Below are 17,567 nucleotides of genomic sequence, written 5' to 3' on the forward strand. Positions count from 1 at the left end.
CATCTTGCCTGTGTGTGGCACAGTATGTGGAACAGGCATCTTGCCTGTATGTGGAACAGGCATCTTGCCTGTTAACCTAAAATGCCGCACTGGGGTTAATTAATACCGACCTAATTAATTGACAAAAATATAGGAAAATTTAGATAAGAGTTAAGTTAATTGGGAGAGTAAATCGTGATTATTTGGGTAAACGAGCAAATCGATCCGTCGGGCATTCTTTATTCTTGTATTGCTTGTTGCGATGAGACTCAAGCGAAGGATTGCCACGAATCTTTTGAGAAGAATTTGACGGCCGAGCAAAAACAGCAGGGCTGGGTTGCTACCTTGCGGACTGTTAGTTCTTGGGATGAGGTGCCTGTTAATGCTTTGAAATTGAATTAATGAGTGCAAGTCATCAGCAGCTTTAGTCTCGCCCTGTTTCCGTTCGCTTGAAACGGCAGGAAAACGTGGGCAATCTGTTCGTCCAAGGCAAGATAGCTCGATCGCACATTGGTCAAAATAACAGAAGTTTTGTGAATCTGAAGGCAAAAACCTGCCATCATTTGGCGCGGAGAATCTGAGGATTGTGCCCTGGAAGCTGCGGGAATTTGGGCGGAAATTTTCGGGCTGGCACTGCTGCGAACACGCTAGGACGAAAAAGCGTGCCAGTGCGATCCTTTTCGAGGGCTCCGCTAACGACAATTTGCATTTTTTAAACTGATTTTAGCATTACTATTAATAGATAGAGGCATTTCCAATTGTCTAGTTAAATTTTTATGATTGAAACCTTATTTCACGCTTATACGCCTCTAGTTATCTGGACGGGCTTGGGACTGCTGCTGTTTCGGTACATCCCAGTTAATTTTCCCAAGCTGCTGAGCTACTTTCTTTTCTGGATTGGGATACCGCTGCAAATTCTAGTTTTAGCCCGTCACAGCGAATTTTCGGGTGCTGTGGGATTCACGCCGGCGATCGCCATATTCGTGTTATTTCTGAGTACGAGTTTTGCTTGGCTGACTTGGGTATTATTGCGTAGGCTGAGTGCGGCCCACATCCAAAAGCCCTATTTTCAGGGCAAAAATTCTCTAGTAAATTTATTTTTAGTAAATTTTAATTCCCTGAAGCGATCGAGCGAAGGAAGTTTTATCCTAGCTGCGATGTTAGGGAATACGGGCTTTGTTGGATTAGCAATCACCCCGTCTATCATCAGCACCGATAACAACAACTGGGCTGTCTTGTACAGCGTCACTAACAACGTTATTGGCACTTATTGTTTCGGTGTATTTATTGCTAGCTATTTTGGGAACTCCGAGCAAAAAAATCACTGGTGGACTCAGATCCGGGACGTGCTGACAGTTCCCGCCCTGTGGGCATTTTTAATTGGTTTTTATACTAGAAACATCCCCCTGCCCGAAATAGTGGAATCGGGATTGCAGACGGCTGTTTGGGTGGTAATTGCCAGTGCTTTGCTGCTGGTTGGCATCCGGCTGAGGTCTATTAAGAAATGGGAAAGTTTTGAACTGGCCTTAATCCCGTCGCTGTTAAAAGTGGTAATTGTGCCGGTGCTAATCGGATTGGGTGCTAGTTATTTCGGATTGAGCGGCGATCCGAGGTTCGTGTTGGTGTTGATGTCGGGAACGCCCACAGCTCTTTCCGTGTTGATTTTAGCAGAAGTCTACGAGCTCGATCGCGATTTGTTAGCTAGCAGCATCGCCATCACTTCTGTCGGGTTGCTGTTGATGCTTCCGCTGTGGTTAGCTGGGTTTAGTTAATATTAGCTGGAGTCTACAATCGGCTGGAGCTAAAATTTCGCAGTACAATCAAACATAACTGCACGGAAAAGGCTATGAATGAGACAATAACTGCTACAGGTCTGCCTCCTGCATTCCCCGACCACACGCAATTGCCAGACGAAGACGGTACATTTGTGAAAAATTTTCACGAGCATCCCCAGAGCATCATTCTGGCAGATTGGATGTTTTGGGATTTGCTAGCCGTAATGGAAAGCAAGAGCGCGATTGTACTCCGTTGGCTGTAGTTAGCGACTGTGAGCAATGGAAATAGATCCCCATGCTGAGGATTGATATCAAATTCCCCAAACTCTCTCTGTAGCGCGAGCATCCCGCACCAGATATTTTACAATCACAAAAAACAAAGCTGATGGAAACTAAACCACCTCTACCGCCCTTTACGTTGGAAACGGCTAAAGCCAAAGTTCAAGCTGCTGAAGATGCCTGGAATACCCGCGATCCCGAACGAGTAGCCTTAGCTTATACGGAAGATTCTCAGTGGCGAAACCGTGCCGAATTCTTCAGCGGACGGGAAGAAATCAAGGCTTTTTTAAGACGAAAATGGGCAAAGGAATTAGATTACCGTTTAAAGAAAGAACTGTGGAGTTTTACAGACAATCGGATTTCTGTTCGCTTTGAGTATGAGTGGCACGATGATTCTGGGTACTGGTATCGGGCCTATGGTAATGAACAGTGGGAATTTGCCGAAAATGGGTTAATGCGAAGACGTGAAGCTAGCATTAATGATGTTCCGATTCAAGAATCTGAACGGAAGTTTCGATAGGAGTTATCTGTGAGTTGTTAGACGCATAAACCTGGTTTTTTAGGAAAATATGCAGGTTGGTAAGCTGTCGCGCATTTAAATTATATATTCAGGGCGGGCGGGACACCCCACAAGACTGTAATTTTTTTTGACAGACAATTTATATCATGTCCAATCGATTGACCGCGATTAAAAGCCGGGGCGGGTTTACAGATTTTCCCGTTTCTATTTAATATATTGGCGAACCCGCCCCTACAGGAATCATGGTTAATTGACCGGACATGATATTAAATGTCGCAACAGCTTAGTAAGGACTTTAGTCATGATTGACTAAACGCCAGAAAGACAAATAAAGTCCTCACTACGAACGAAAGGTTTGCAGTAAGGACTTTAGTCATGATTGAATAAACGCCAGAGAGAGGAGTAAAGCCCTCACTACGAACGAAAGACGCGCAATTGCTCAACTCTCCTCAATCGGTAAGCAAACTCGGAGAAGTCAGCACAAAGACATCCCTGGTTCCCACTCCTTCAGATTCCGGTTTAATCGGTGTAGTAAAGTGGAAAAACTCGTGGTCGTTAACTAACAGCAATTCCCCTGGCTGCAGAATTTTATTAAAAACAGGCTTCTCTTTTTTAGCCAAGTACAAATGCGTTTCCCCGCCTACAATATTAGTTCTGTCAACCGAGAAAATCCCGATAAAGTCAGTACCGTCTTGGTGAATGCCTTCCGGTGCGGGGTTGCCGAAATTGTTTGGCGAACAAGTTGTCCTGATTTGATGGATGCCGATTTCAGCTTCGGGGTGAATTTTGCAGGAATCGAAAAAAGCAAAAATCATCTGTTTGAAATTATCGAGGGCGATTAGTCGATCGTCCAATTCGGCAAATTCCCGCCTGATATCACCCACTAGCGGATTGTATGTTTTGCTTTGATACAAATAGCCGTGAGGTAACTTAACTAACTCATTTCCGTTGACCGCAAACCGCGATAATCTTCTCGAACGATACTTACCTTTCACATACGGATCGACAGGCATATCGTCAAAAAAATCCTTGAAACCTTCTAGCTTAATCGAGTTTACTTTTTTGAAAGTAAACATGAAGGCATAATCCAAATGAATGGATTCTAATACGGTTTTCATAGATTTTACTCCCTGAAGCCTTGCTCCCCTCCCTAATTTTGCCTGTAGGAGGTGTATGCTTCTACTCTAGCGCAGGTTTTTTGTATGTGTCGTAAAAGGCACTACAAAAATTGCAAAGATATCGTAAAGCTTGCAAGATGAATCCGGGGGCTGGTTCTTCTTTTAATCCAAAATCCCCAATCTAAAATCCAAAATCCAAAATCTAAAATCGATTGACTGCTTTCACCAGCGACTGACAGGCGCGCAGGAAAACGGCAACATCGACCCCAAGTGCAACGTACTGAACGCCAGCATCAATCCACTGCTGGGCGATTTCGGGGTTTTCGGCAAAAGTACCGGCGGCTTTGCCTGCTTTGCGGATGGTTTGCACTGCCTCCTGCATCATGTCGATGACTCGGGGATCGCGGACTTGGCCGGGAATGCCGATCGACTGTGACAAATCGTAAGGCCCTAGAAAAATCACGTCAACCTCTGGCACAGTAACAATTTCTGCCAGGTTGTCGATGCCACCTTTGCCTTCGACATGAATCACAACTAAGGATTCTTCGTTGAGTTTGTCGGTGATATTTGTACCTGCGGCGGTGTACAGTCCGGCCCGCGTAGCGAAGGAAAGGCCTCGCGTGCCCAGAGGACTGTATTTAGCACTTTTGACAGCGGTTTCGGCATCGATTTTGCCTTCAATTTGAGGTACTTGAACCCCTGCACTGCCGATGTCGAGAGCTCGTTGAATTTGCGGCCCGTCGTTTTTGCTGACGCGAACGATCGGTGCAATTCCACTACAGTCGGCGGCGCGACACAAATCTTCAGCAGCAAGCGGGTGCAGGGGGCCGTGTTCCATGTCGATAACGGCAAAGTCGAATCCAGCGTGACCGCAGATTTCTATGAATGCGGGATAAGGGCAGTTCATAAATAAACCGAGGACTGTTTCGCCTTGTTTAATTTTTTGTTTCAGTTGGTTTTGACGCATGGGTAATCCCGGAAAGTTAATTTTTTTTAGCCGCAGATGAAGCCAGATTGTTTTTAACAATACAGCTAAAATATTGTCGCGGTCGATTACTTTATGTTAACAAAATAGACAAAAATTTTATAGCTGCTTTTGCTTCTATCTTAAAGGGAATCAAGCACAAAAGCCAGCCAAAAAGAAACATTCCTAAAATTGGTAAAAATATGGCTCCCACGGATGGTTCGACTAACCAAGCAAATAAAGAAAACATTCCAATACTGCCCGTTGTCCACAGCCAAAGAATCAGAAATCCTAGAACTATTTTATGTAAAGTCATCCTAATTTTTATATAACAACCAAACTTTTGAGTATGTATATCTCCTTCTATAATTGGGATCAATGACTTGCGACCGATGATGATGCGATTGATTTTGAATTTTTTGCCAGAGATTGTTCCTTCATAGGGTTTTGCAGGTGGCGGGCCAAAGGGTAGTGTTACTCTAAAAAGTTTGGGAGGAGTGACAACTTCCTCCAACCGGGACACAACTTCCGAAAAAGTTAAACTGGTAGTAATTGTTAAACTCTCAAACGGAATAAATAACCTAAAAAATTTGACTATTTTGAGCATAATGTTCATCCGGCTGTTCAATAGTTGTTGCTGGTATTAATGCCTCTTATCTAAAAAAGTTTTCCCTGACAACAGCGCGAAATACCAGTATACTGCAAAATAAACATTTAGATGGGATGAGTGTTTTTCGCGCTATGTCAAAATTAATTCCACAATCTCCGATGAAACTTCGACAGTATCTATTTGTGCTCAAAGGTCGATCGATCCTTAGCCTCACCCTCGGCATAATTTCCGCGATAGGGAGCATTTCGCCAGTATTTGCCGAACCTGGGCGTAATCCAGACAATGCAGAAACTTGCGACATTCTAGTAGCAGGCGGCGGGCTCGCAGGCGCTGCTACCGCTTACGAAGGTTTGCTGGCGGGGCGCACAGTTTGCCTCACTGAAATTACTGACTGGGTAGGCGGTCAAATTTCCTCCCAGGGAACTTCCGCACTCGATGAAAGAGATACTCAGCGATCGCTCTTATTTTACCCCCGTGGCTACCTAGAATTGCGGCGGCGGATCGAGCAACATTACGGCCGGCTAAATCCCGGAGGCTGTTGGGTTAGCTATTCGTGTTTCATGCCCTACGACGGTCACAAAATTCTCTTTAACATCTTGCAGGATGCCGCTAGAAAAGGCAAAGGCACGCTGAAATGGTTTCCCAATACAGTTATTAAAGAACTAGCAATTACTCCGGCTGTGGCGGGGAATACGGTTGGGGGTCAACAAATTAAAAGTGCGATCGCCATTCAACACAAACCAGCCCCCAACACCGGGCCAATCAACACCGAAACTCTTTCTCAGACTATCGAAGATGCCTATCGCTACGAAAATTCTCCGCGCTTTAACAAAACTATTATTCGGTTTATTCCTAAACCACCTAACCAGTCAAATTCAAAACCTAGACCTGCTGATTGGTATGTTGTAGATGCCACTGAAACAGGAGAATTGATCGGACTTGCCGATGTTCCCTACCGCCTCGGAATTGACCCGCGTTCCCCTCTTGAACCTTCTTCTGCCAGCCCCACCGGCGACGCTTACTGCACTCAAGGTTTTACCTACACCTTTGCGATGGAGGCAACGAAGGAACCGCAGCAGCATCAGGTGCCGTCTTTTTATCAACAATACGCTCCTTACTACAGCTACGAATTGCAGAGATTGGCTAGCTTTCCCTTAGTTTTCACCTACCGCCAAATCAGGAGTATGAGACCAGATGAAAAGCGACCTTCAGACCCGAAGCAATTCCCAATTTATCCTGGGGATATATCGATGCAAAACTGGACTTGGGGCAATGACTATCGTCCCGGCAATTCTCAAGATAATTTAATTTACACTCGCGAGCAGTTGTCAGCATCAGGTCAACTGCAACCGGGGGGATGGATGGGCGGTTTGCGAACGGAAACTTTGCGAAAAGGAGAGGAAAATGCCAAAGGATTTTTCTACTGGTTGGTAACAGGAACTACTGACTCGCAGCTAGGAGATGGAGTGAAAAAGCCTTATCCAAACAATCGTTTTTTGAGCGGGTTGGATTCGCCGATGGGGACGGTGCACGGACTTTCTAAATATCCTTATATGCGGGAGGGCCGACGTATTATTGGGCGGCCGAGTTTCAATCAGCCTCAAGGTTTTACGGTGTGGGAAGTTGATATGTCTCGCACTGACTTTACGGCTGATTTTTATCGCCAGAATTTGTCGGAGGAAGAGTATCGGAATTTGTGGTTAGCTGTGGGTGGTTTGAATGCGCCGGCTTTGGCTGTGGGAAGTCAATCTGTTGAGGATACAAAATCGCGATCGCGCGCTACGATTTATCCTGATTCTGTGGGTATTGGTCATTATGCGATCGACTTTCACCCCTGCATGACCAACAGTCCGCCGGAAGCACCGGGAAATACCGAACGCGAAGGCACTCGCAAAGGTCAAGGGCAAGCTTATCCCTTCCAAATTCCGCTGCGGGCAATGATTCCTCAGAAAATTGACAATATGTTAGTGGCAGGTAAAAGTATTGCTGTTAGCCACACAGCGGCCGCTGCTTATCGAGTGCATTCTTTTGAATGGTCTGCCGGTGTGGCGGCGGGAGTTACGGCTGCTTTTTCCCTAGAAAAGGGGATTCTCCCTTATGAATTAGTGGACGAATTGCCATCCCGCGAACCGAACTTGGAAGTTTTGCAGTTGCGGTTGCAACAAAATGCTAATCCCATCGCCTTTCCGGGTACTTCTATTTTCAATAGTTCGTGGCAAAATTGGAAATAATCGCAGTTGGTAATCTGTAGGGAGGGCATCCGGCCCGCCCCACAAGAAAATTCACTCTTTGTGGAACAGGGTGGAACAGGCTTTCGAGCCTGTTCCTGACACCCCACAATTAACTCGTTACCAAGAAGAGCCTGCTAACCAGTATAAAATAACCAATAACTCAATATCCGATCAACAGCAATTTGTCATCTATCTTTCGATATAAGCAGTCAGACACTGCTTTAGTCCGATAATATCAATAATCTCAAAAATTGTCCCCCCTTCCCCTTCAAACTCCCCAAAGGTAACGGTCATGTCAACTGCACAGATAACAAGCCCTAATTCCAATAATGCTTATGCCAAACAGTTACTCAGAACCTTAGTAGCTGTCAAAAAAGGGGACTTTTCAGTTCGGATGCCCATAGATCAGACTGGTCTAGCGGGAAAAATTGCTGACGAACTTAACGACATTATCGATCTCAATGAGAGAATGGCGGCCGAACTCGATCGCATCGGCACAGTTGTCGGTAAAGAAGGCAAAATCGCCCAGCGGGCCACCATCGGCAACGCCGAGGGGTCATGGGCAGCTAGCGTAAATTCTGTCAATACCCTAATTACAGATTTAGTGCAACCAACCTCTGAAACCGCCAGAGTAATTCGGGCCGTAGCAAAAGGAGATTTATCGCAAACCATCGCCCTAGAAATAGAAGACAGACCCCTCAAAGGAGAATTCCTCCAAACAGCGCAAATTGTTAACACAATGGTAGACCAGTTGAGCTCCTTTGCGTCGGAAGTAACGCGGGTGGCTAGGGAAGTAGGAACCGAAGGGAAATTAGGCGTACAAGCAGAAGTTAAAGGAGTTGCCGGAACCTGGAAAGATTTAACGGATTCAGTTAACTCAATGGCAGGAAATCTTACCGCCCAAGTACGTAACATTGCGGAAGTGACAACCGCTGTGGCAAATGGCGATTTGTCGAAGAAAATTACAGTAGATGTAAAAGGGGAAATTCTCGAACTGAAAAACACGATTAACATCATGGTGGATCAGTTGAGTTCCTTCGCATCTGAAGTAACCAGAGTTGCTAGGGAAGTAGGAACCGAAGGCAAATTAGGCGTGCAAGCTGAAGTGCGGGGAGTTGCCGGAACCTGGAAAGATTTAACGGATTCAGTTAACTCGATGGCTGGTAATCTTACCGCACAGGTGCGGAACATTGCCGACGTGACGACTGCTGTGGCAAATGGCGACTTATCCAAGAAAATTACAGTAGATGTTAAAGGTGAAATTCTGGAGTTAAAAAACACGATTAACATCATGGTGGATCAGTTAAATTCCTTCGCATCTGAAGTAACGCGGGTGGCGAGAGAAGTGGGTTCCGAAGGCAAACTCGGCGGTCAAGCAGAAGTTAAAGGAGTTGCGGGAACTTGGAAGGATTTAACTGATAGTGTTAACTTCATGGCAGGCAGTTTGACATCACAAGTCCGCAACATCGCTGAAGTGACAACCGCTGTGGCAAAGGGCGATTTATCCAAGAAAATTACCGTCGATGTGAAAGGGGAAATTCTTGAACTCAAAAACACCGTCAACACGATGGTTGACCAGTTGAATTCCTTTGCATCTGAAGTAACTAGGGTGGCTAGGGAAGTGGGAACCGAAGGGAAATTAGGCGTCCAAGCTGAAGTGCAAGAAGTAGCAGGAACTTGGAAAGATTTAACGGATTCTGTTAACTCAATGGCCGGGAATTTAACAGCCCAAGTTCGCAACATTGCTGAGGTGACGACGGCGGTTGCTAACGGTGACTTATCTAAAAAAATTACGGTACAGGTTAAAGGCGAAATTTTAGAACTGAAAAACACCATTAACGTGATGGTGGATCAGCTTAATTCCTTTGCATCAGAAGTAACCAGAGTTGCTAGGGAAGTGGGTTCCGAAGGTAAATTGGGCGGTCAAGCCGATGTCCGAGGCGTAGCAGGAACTTGGAAGGATTTAACGGATTCAGTTAATTTTATGGCGGGTAGTTTGACAGAGCAAGTACGGAATATTGCGGCTGTTACTACTGCTGTGGCAAATGGCGATTTATCTAAGAAAATTACTGTCGATGTGAAAGGTGAAATTCTGGAGTTAAAAAACACCGTCAACACGATGGTGGATCAATTGAATTCCTTTGCTTCGGAAGTAACCAGGGTGGCTAGGGAAGTGGGAACCGAAGGGAAATTAGGCGTGCAAGCAGAAGTTAAAGGAGTTGCCGGAACCTGGAAAGATTTAACGGATTCAGTTAACTCGATGGCGGGAAATCTTACCGCCCAAGTGCGGAACATTGCGGAAGTGACAACGGCTGTAGCAAATGGCGATTTGTCGAAGAAAATTACAGTAGATGTTAAAGGTGAAATTCTCGAACTGAAAAACACGATTAACATCATGGTGGATCAGTTGAGTTCCTTCGCATCTGAAGTAACCAGAGTTGCTAGGGAAGTAGGAACCGAAGGCAAATTAGGTGTGCAAGCTTACGTGCGGGGTGTAGGGGGAACTTGGAAAGATTTAACTGATAATGTTAACTTGATGGCGGGGAATTTGACGGCGCAGGTGCGGAATATTGCGGAAGTGACGAAAGCGGTGGCAAATGGCGATTTGTCTAAGAAAATTACCGTGGATGTCAAAGGCGAAATTCTTGAACTGAAAGACACTATTAACGTGATGGTGGATCAGCTTAATTCCTTCGCTTCTGAGGTGACGCGGGTGGCGCGGGAGGTGGGAACTGAGGGTAAATTGGGCGGCCAAGCTGAGGTGAAAGGAGTTGCGGGCACTTGGAAAGATTTAACCGACAATGTAAACTCGATGGCGGGGAATTTGACAGCGCAAGTGCGGGGTATTGCTAAGGTTGTGACGGCGGTGGCGAATGGCGATTTGAAGCGCAAATTAATGCTGGAAGCTAAGGGAGAAATTGCGACTCTGGCAGATACGATTAACGAGATGATTGATACGCTGGCGACGTTTGCAGATCAAGTTACTACGGTGGCGCGGGAGGTGGGAATTGAAGGAAAATTGGGTGGCCAAGCGAAGGTTCCGGGCGCGGCGGGGACGTGGCGAGATTTGACGGATAATGTGAATGAGTTGGCGGCGAATTTGACTACTCAACTGCGGGCGATCGCCGAAGTAGCAATTGCTGTTACCAGAGGCGATTTAACGAGGTCAATTTCCGTCGCCACTGAAGGAGAAGTTGCCATTGTTAAGGACAACATTAACCAGATGATCGCCAATCTCCGGGAGACGACGCAGAAGAATACTGAGCAAGATTGGCTGAAAACAAACCTTGCTAAGTTCACTCGAATGCTACAAGGTCAGCGGGATTTAGAAACTGTTTCTAAACTAATTCTCTCCGAATTGACGCCGCTGGTTTCTGCTCAGCATGGCGTATTCTTTATGATGGAATCTGTCGAACACGATCCGTTTCTCAAACTGTTAAGTACCTACGCCTACCGGGAACGCAAACAGTTAGGAAATAGATTCCATTTAGGAGAAGGTTTGGTAGGACAGTGCGCCCTGGAAAAAGAACGGATACTGTTGACTGAAGTGCCGGAAAACTACGTTAAGATTGGATCGGGACTGGGAGAAGCGACGCCGTTGAATGTGGTGGTTTTACCCGTACTATTTGAGGGACAAGTGACGGCAGTAATTGAGTTAGCTTCGTTCCGCCGCTTCAGCGAAATACACTTGACATTTCTCGACCAACTTACAGAAAGTATCGCCATTGTTTTAAATACAATTGCGGCAAGTATGCGGACGGAAGAGTTGCTGAAACAGTCACAGTCTTTGGCAGAAGAGTTACAAACTCAGCAAAAGGAACTAACGGAAACTAACAAGCGTCTCGAACAGCAAGCGCAGTCACTCCGCGCATCTGAGGAACTGTTGAAGAGTCAGCAGGAAGAGTTGCAACAAACGAATGAAGAACTAGAAGAACAAGCTGAATTGCTAGCGCTGCAAAATAAGGAAGTTGAGCGGAAAAACCGAGATATCGAACAGGCGAGGGGGTTGTTGGAAGAAAGAGCCGAACAGTTGGCTCTAACTTCTAAGTATAAGTCGGAGTTTCTGGCAAATATGTCTCACGAGTTGCGAACTCCGCTGAATTCGCTGTTGATTCTGGCTCGATTGCTTTCTGACAATACTGAGGGTAATTTGACTCAGAAGCAAGTTGAATACACGCGCACAATTTACTCGGCGGGAAATGATTTGCTGGGGCTGATTAATGACATCTTGGATCTCGCTAAGATTGAATCAGGCACGATGTCGGTGGAAATTGAGCAAGTGTTGTTTGCGGATTTGCGAGATCATTTGGATCGGACTTTCCGCCAAATCGCCCAGGATAAGAAGTTGAATTTTCAAATAGAGCTTGAGGGTGGGTTGCCAAAAGGTCTTTATACAGATGCTAAACGCCTGCAACAAGTTTTGAAGAATCTTCTCTCTAATGCGTTTAAGTTTACAGAACGGGGTGAGGTGAAATTGCGTGTCGAAGTAGCGCGGGAAGGGTGGAGTCTAGAGATAGAAAGTTTAAGGAGTTCCCCTACTGTTTTGGCTTTCTCAGTTAGCGATACGGGGATTGGGATTTCTGCTGAAAAACACAGGGTTATTTTTGAGGCTTTCCAACAAGCTGATGGTAGCACTAGCCGCAAATACGGGGGCACGGGTTTGGGTTTGTCAATTAGTAGAGAAATCGCTAATCTGTTAGGCGGAGAAATTAAATTGACAAGTCGCCCTGGTGAGGGTAGTAGGTTCACGCTTTATCTGCCGCAAACTTACCAAGAATCGCGAATAATGAACGATCGGGAATCGGGAACGGGCAAGCAAGTGGCTCAATTGCCTGCTGCTATTTCTTCTGCTGTTCCTTCGCCGAATTTCAACTTGCCGATCGCTCCTTATCCATCACCGGTTATCGCTGACGATCGGGAAAATGTCGAACTCGACGATCGCGTGCTGTTGATTGTCGAGGATGATGTAAACTTCGCTCGGATTCTGTTGGATATGGCGCAGGAACAGGGTTTTAAAGGTTTGGTGGCTTTGCGGAGCGATATCGGTTTGGCGATGGCGCGAGAGTTCAAGCCAACGGCGATTATGCTGGATCTAAATTTGCCTGTGATGGATGGCTGGACAGTGCTCGATCGCTTGAAGCACGATCCAAGTACGCGCCACATTCCGGTTCACATTGTATCAGTTGAAGAAGGGCGGCAGCGCAGTTTGCAGTTAGGGGCGATCGCGTATCTACAAAAGCCTGTCAGTCGCGAAGCTTTGAGCAAAGCTTTGACTGATATTAAGGGGTTTGTGGAGCGGCCCGTGAAGAATTTGCTAGTCGTGGAAGACGACGAAACACAGCGTCTCAGTATTGTGGATTTAATCGGCAATCACGATGTTTCTACAACGGCTGTGGGGAGCGGTGCAGAGGCGCTAGCAACTTTGAAATTAGGGCATTTTGACTGCATCGTACTCGATTTGGGACTGCCAGATATGACTGGTTTTGAACTGATTGAGCAGATCAAGCAAGAGGCTACTTTGAAAAGTCTGCCGATTATTATTTATACCGGCAAAGAGTTGACGAGAACCGAAGAAACTCAACTGAAGCGGATGGCGGAAACAATCATTGTTAAAGATGTGCGATCGCCAGAACGTTTGTTAGATGAAACAGCTTTGTTTTTGCACCGAGTTCAAGCAAATTTGCCGGAACCAAAGCGCCAAATGCTAGAGCAATTGTATCAAACAGATTCGACGCTGGCGGGCAAAACAGTCTTGATTGTTGACGATGATATGCGGAATATTTTCGCCCTCACAAGTATGCTGGAGCGCCATAAAATGGAAGTTGTGTATGCTGAGAATGGCAGAGAGGGCATTGCTAAATTGCAAAGTACGCCTGAGATAAATATTGTGTTGATGGACGTGATGATGCCAGAGATGGACGGTTACGAAACCATGCAAGCAATTCGTAATATGCCTCAATTTGCGTCCTTGCCAATGATTGCTCTGACTGCGAAAGCTATGAAGGGCGATCGGGAAAAATGTATCGAAGCTGGTGCGTCTGACTACATTACCAAACCTGTGGATACGGAACAGTTGCTCTCGCTGCTGCGTGTCTGGCTTTATCGATAGTCATTAGTCATTAGTCATTAGTCATTAGTAAGCAGTGAACAGTTGTAGGGTGCGTCGCTACCAACCATCCCAAACAAAAATCGACCATCGATGAGCGACGCACCTTACAGTTGACCTGTGACATTAACCAATTCCCAAGTCCCAATGCCCAATTCCCAATAACTAATTAAAAATGCCCGAAAGCCATGAACTTGAAACAATCGAAATTCAACTCCTACTAGAGGGAATGTTTCGCTATTACGGATTTGATTTTCGCAATTATGCTCTTGCCTCTCTCAAGCGCCGTATTAGGAACACTATTCGCTCGGAACGGCTCACCACTGTCTCTGCACTTCAGGAAAAGGTACTTCACAATCCTGCTTACCTAGATCGTTTACTGCTGGATATTTCTGTCAATGTAACGGCGATGTTTCGCGATCCCAGCTTTTACATTAGTTTCAGAAATAAAGTGGTGCCGCTGCTGCGTACTTATCCTTTTATTCGCATTTGGCACGCTGGATGTTCAACGGGCGAAGAAGTCTATTCTATGGCAATATTGCTGCAAGAAGAAGGACTTTATGACCGTTGTCGGATTTACGCTACGGACATGAATGAATTAGTTTTGAAAAAAGCCAAAACAGGGATATTCCCGCTGAAACAAATGCAAGAATATACGCAACTATACCACCAAGCGGGGGGCAAGAGAGCGTTTTCTGAGTATTACACTGCGGCCTATGAAAATGCAATTTTTCGCTCTTCACTTAAAGATAATATTGTCTTTGCTCACCACAACCTAGCAACGGATAATTCTTTTAATGAGTTTAATGTTATTTTATGCCGTAATGTGCTGATTTATTTCAATTCACACCTCCAAGAGCGGGTACACAAGCTTTTTTATGAGAGCCTGGTAATGTTTGGGGTTTTAGGCCTGGGTCATCAGGAGTCTCTGATTTTTACACCTTATGAAAAATATTATGAAGCACTTGAAAGTAGTGATAAACTCTACCGAAGAGTTAAATAAAAAAAATTTTGAAATAGTGGTTGTGGGCACGTCTTTGGGAGGGCTAGAGGCTCTGACTGTGCTGCTGGCAGATTTGCCAAAAAGCTTTCCTTTGCCTGTAGTTATTGTCCAACACCGCCATAAGAGTTCTCAGAATAGGCTGACAGATTTTTTACAACAGCACAGCTCTCTCCCAATCACAGAGGCCCAAGACAAAGAGCCGATCGCACCTGGACGAGTTTACTTGGCTCCTGCTGACTATCACTTGCTAATAGAATCGCCCTGTGAGGAGGAGTTTAGCCTGTATGAAAACAACTTGACAGAATGGGGGAGCGTGGCAGTGGAGTCAATCCATAATTCAAAATCCCCAATTCCCAATCGCGTTTCTCCTACATTTGCACTATCAACTGAGGCTCCTGTCTGCTATGCGCGGCCCTCAATCGATGTGCTGTTTGAGTCTGCTGCGGATGCCTTTGGGGAGAAAGTTATCGGCATAATTTTAACGGGAGCTAATTCGGATGGTAGTAAAGGGCTGGCAAAAATTAAAGCTGAGGGAGGATTGACATTCGTGGAGGAACCGGCTTCAGCTCTATGCCCAACCATGCCAGCATCGGCGATCGCAAATGTTGAAGTAGACTGGATTTTACCCCTCTCTAAAATTGCTCCCTGTTTAGTCAATTTGCTAAGAATTAAAGATTAAAAAAATTATGAATCAGCAGTCGCCCCATCGAGTAAATGTCCTTTTAGTTGACGATCGCCCAGAAAATTTGATAGCTCTAGAAGCTATCCTCAACAGCCCCTCTTATCATCTAGTACAAGCTAATTCGGGCGCGGAGGCTCTGAGATGTCTGCTTAATGAAGATTTTGCGGTAATTTTGCTTGATGTGCAGATGCCGGGAATGGATGGATTTGAGACAGCAACATTGATTCGCTCTAGAGATCGATCGCGATCGACTCCGATTATTTTTATCACAGCATTCAGCAGTAATGACACCCACGTGTTTAAAGGTTATTCTCTGGGTGCGGTGGATTACCTGTTCAAACCCTTGGAACCGGAAATATTGACCTCGAAGGTGGGGGTATTTGTGGAATTGTTCCAGAAAACAGTGGAGGTGAAACAGCAAGCAACACAGTTAGCTGCTGTTAATAGTGAACTAAGTAAAAGTGAAGAGCGGTTTCGCACTTTGTGTGCTTGTTCGCCGCTGGGAATTTACTTAGCTGACGTTGAAGGGCGCTGTACATACATTAATCCCCGTTGTCAAGCAATTTGCGGGTTAACACTGGAGGAAAGTTTAGCAGATATTTGGCAGCGGGAAGTTCATGAAGAAGATCGCGATCGCGTAGTAGCACATTGGTTAGCTTGGATTAAAGAAGGCAAGGAATATTCTAACGAGTTTCGATTAGCTGGTAGCGAAACTGTGCGTTGGATTAATGTGCAGTCGTCGCCAATGTTTTCGGATTTGGGAAAACTGATCGGTCATGTGGGTACGGTTAGAGATGTCACAGACCGCAAGCAAGCAGAGGAAGAACGCGGCCGACTAATCCGCGAACAAGTGGCGCGGCAAGAAGCGGAGAGAGCTAACCAGATGAAGGATGAATTTTTAGCTATTCTCTCTCACGAACTCCGTACTCCTTTAAATGCAATTCTCGGCTGGTCTAGGCTGCTTCGTACCAAAACATTTGACCAAGACACTATAGAGAAAGCCCTAGAAACAATAGAGCGCAATGCTAAATCTCAATCTCAACTCATCGAAGATATTTTAGATGTTTCGCGGATTCTGCGGGGGAAACTAAATTTAAATAAGCATCCGATTCGGTTGGAATCTGCGATCAAGCTGGCAATAGATTCTTTGCAGCCGCTGACTGAGGAAAAATCAATAGTCATAGAATTAACGTGCAGTCCCAATGTAGGTGAAGTTATCGGCGATTTCGATCGCTTGCAGCAAATTGTGTGGAATTTGCTGTCAAATGCGATTAAGTTTAGTCCGCAAGAGGGTAAAGTACAGGTGCGCTTAGAGTCGGTTGGAGATGAGGCTCAAATTCAGATAATTGATAGCGGCATTGGTATCGCTCCTGATTTTTTGCCTTATGTTTTCGATCGCTTCCGCCAAGCTGATAGCAGCACAACTAGGTCTTACGGGGGTTTGGGACTGGGATTGGCGATCGTCCGTCACTTGGTGGAACAGCACGGCGGTAAGGTGTATGCAGAGAATAATCCGGGCGAGGGTGCGAAATTTACGGTGGCTTTACCTGTGGTACAGAGGAACGCCGTCGCTGCTGACGATGATTGGTCGGAGCTCAATGACAGGACAGAGACCCTTCCTACTCTAACTAATTTGCAATTGCTGGTGGTGGATGATGACGATGATACGCGGGAGTTTTTGATTGCTTTACTCGAGGACGAAGGAGCTATGGTGCGATCGGCGGCATCGGTGGCAGGGGCTCTAGCTGCACTGGAGAGTTATTGGCCGGATCTACTGCTGAGCGACATTGGAATGCCGGAAGCAGACGGCTATGAGTTGATCGCGCGCGTGAGAGAAATGGAAGTGATCAGGGGTGGAAAGATGCCTGCGATCGCCCTGACGGCCTACGCGAGAGAGGAAGAGCGCCAGCAAGCGCTGGAAGCGGGTTTCCAGATGCACTTATCTAAACCAGTTGACATAAATAAGTTAATTGCCGCAATTGCTAACCTCACAGGGATGCTCGGAAATCCCGATCCAACTCACATCTTGCACCATGCTCAATAACAGGCTTTTCGGCCTGTTCCACAAAGAGTAAATTTTCTTGTGGGGAGTAGGGGTTGGGCAGGAGAGCCCGTCCCTGAAGGCTGATTGACAATAGTGTTCTTCGGTGATTTCCAACGGACTCGGCGGTTAAAACCGCTTTGTTGACCCAAAGCATCTAGGATACCCGCCACGTGATTCATCCGTCCAGAAATAAAAAACCTGTATCCGATGAAACTTGCCGAACGTATTTATTCGTGGGCTCTATGCTTCAATCTAA

General features: G+C 45.9%; 12 protein-coding genes and 1 pseudogene. 9 read left to right on the plus strand and 4 right to left on the minus strand.

All coding sequences use genetic code 11. From position 1 onward, the window contains the following. The first annotated feature begins 174 nt into the window (after window positions 1-174). A complete protein-coding gene (locus tag QUA88_RS00285) occupies window positions 175-381 on the plus strand; it encodes a glycogen debranching protein (RefSeq protein ID WP_333038077.1) in 207 nt (68 codons plus the stop codon). On the opposite strand, the gene QUA88_RS00290 is transcribed toward QUA88_RS00285, so the two are convergent. Continuing rightward, window positions 378-542, minus strand: coding sequence for a hypothetical protein (locus QUA88_RS00290; RefSeq protein ID WP_333233364.1), 165 nt, complete (start codon window positions 540-542; stop codon window positions 378-380). The genes QUA88_RS00285 and QUA88_RS00290 overlap by 4 nt on opposite strands. 213 nt (window positions 543-755) lie before the next feature. On the opposite strand from QUA88_RS00290, the gene QUA88_RS00295 reads away from it, so the two are divergent. The 3 genes and pseudogenes from QUA88_RS00295 (at window position 756) to QUA88_RS00305 (ending at window position 2,553) form a co-directional block, all read left to right on the plus strand. Beyond that, complete coding sequence (locus QUA88_RS00295) at window positions 756-1,751, plus strand: AEC family transporter (RefSeq protein ID WP_333052562.1); 996 nt, start codon at window positions 756-758, stop codon at window positions 1,749-1,751. Between the two features lie 74 nt (window positions 1,752-1,825). After that, window positions 1,826-1,951: pseudogene (locus QUA88_RS00300) on the plus strand (Uma2 family endonuclease); the annotation flags it as partial. 188 nt (window positions 1,952-2,139) lie between these two features. Then, the gene (locus QUA88_RS00305; protein WP_190657739.1) at window positions 2,140-2,553 is read left to right on the plus strand and encodes a nuclear transport factor 2 family protein; all 414 of its coding nucleotides are present in this window, start codon (window positions 2,140-2,142) and stop codon (window positions 2,551-2,553) included. A 449-nt stretch (window positions 2,554-3,002) separates the two neighbouring features. Here QUA88_RS00305 and QUA88_RS00310 read toward each other — a convergent pair whose 3' ends face one another. From QUA88_RS00310 to QUA88_RS00320, 3 genes are all read right to left on the minus strand, one after another. Continuing rightward, window positions 3,003-3,671, minus strand: a complete 669-nt coding sequence (locus QUA88_RS00310) for a 2OG-Fe dioxygenase family protein (RefSeq protein ID WP_333052564.1) — start codon at window positions 3,669-3,671, stop codon at window positions 3,003-3,005. A 202-nt stretch (window positions 3,672-3,873) separates the two neighbouring features. Next, window positions 3,874-4,638, minus strand: coding sequence for an aldolase/citrate lyase family protein (locus QUA88_RS00315; protein ID WP_333052567.1), 765 nt, complete (start codon window positions 4,636-4,638; stop codon window positions 3,874-3,876). Between the two features lie 91 nt (window positions 4,639-4,729). Next, window positions 4,730-5,158: a hypothetical protein gene (locus QUA88_RS00320; RefSeq protein ID WP_333052693.1), complete on the minus strand. Its 429-nt coding sequence runs from the start codon at window positions 5,156-5,158 to the stop codon at window positions 4,730-4,732. 245 nt (window positions 5,159-5,403) lie between these two features. Between QUA88_RS00320 and QUA88_RS00325 the strand changes: the two genes are divergently transcribed. The 5 genes from QUA88_RS00325 to QUA88_RS00345 all read left to right on the plus strand — a co-directional run bounded on the left by QUA88_RS00325 (window position 5,404) and on the right by QUA88_RS00345 (window position 17,311). Further along, window positions 5,404-7,476 (plus strand): FAD-dependent oxidoreductase, encoded by a 2,073-nt coding sequence (locus QUA88_RS00325; protein WP_333269661.1) that lies wholly within the window; start codon window positions 5,404-5,406, stop codon window positions 7,474-7,476. A 292-nt stretch (window positions 7,477-7,768) separates the two neighbouring features. Then, window positions 7,769-13,585: a HAMP domain-containing protein gene (locus QUA88_RS00330; protein WP_333269663.1), complete on the plus strand. Its 5,817-nt coding sequence runs from the start codon at window positions 7,769-7,771 to the stop codon at window positions 13,583-13,585. Between the two features lie 172 nt (window positions 13,586-13,757). Then, window positions 13,758-14,585 carry a protein-glutamate O-methyltransferase CheR gene (locus tag QUA88_RS00335; RefSeq protein WP_333269665.1) on the plus strand — a complete coding sequence of 276 codons (828 nt, stop codon included), beginning with the start codon at window positions 13,758-13,760 and terminating at the stop codon, window positions 14,583-14,585. Next, the gene (locus QUA88_RS00340) at window positions 14,557-15,264 is read left to right on the plus strand and encodes a chemotaxis protein CheB (protein ID WP_333269666.1); all 708 of its coding nucleotides are present in this window, start codon (window positions 14,557-14,559) and stop codon (window positions 15,262-15,264) included. The genes QUA88_RS00335 and QUA88_RS00340 overlap by 29 nt, the downstream gene beginning before the upstream one ends. A gap of 7 nt (window positions 15,265-15,271) precedes the next feature. Next, a complete protein-coding gene (locus QUA88_RS00345) occupies window positions 15,272-17,311 on the plus strand; it encodes a response regulator (RefSeq protein WP_333269668.1) in 2,040 nt (679 codons plus the stop codon). The last annotated feature ends 256 nt before the right edge of the window (window positions 17,312-17,567 follow it).

It is taken from the genome of Microcoleus sp. D3_18_C2 (assembly GCF_036702395.1).
In the GTDB taxonomy this organism is placed as follows: domain Bacteria; phylum Cyanobacteriota; class Cyanobacteriia; order Cyanobacteriales; family Microcoleaceae; genus Microcoleus.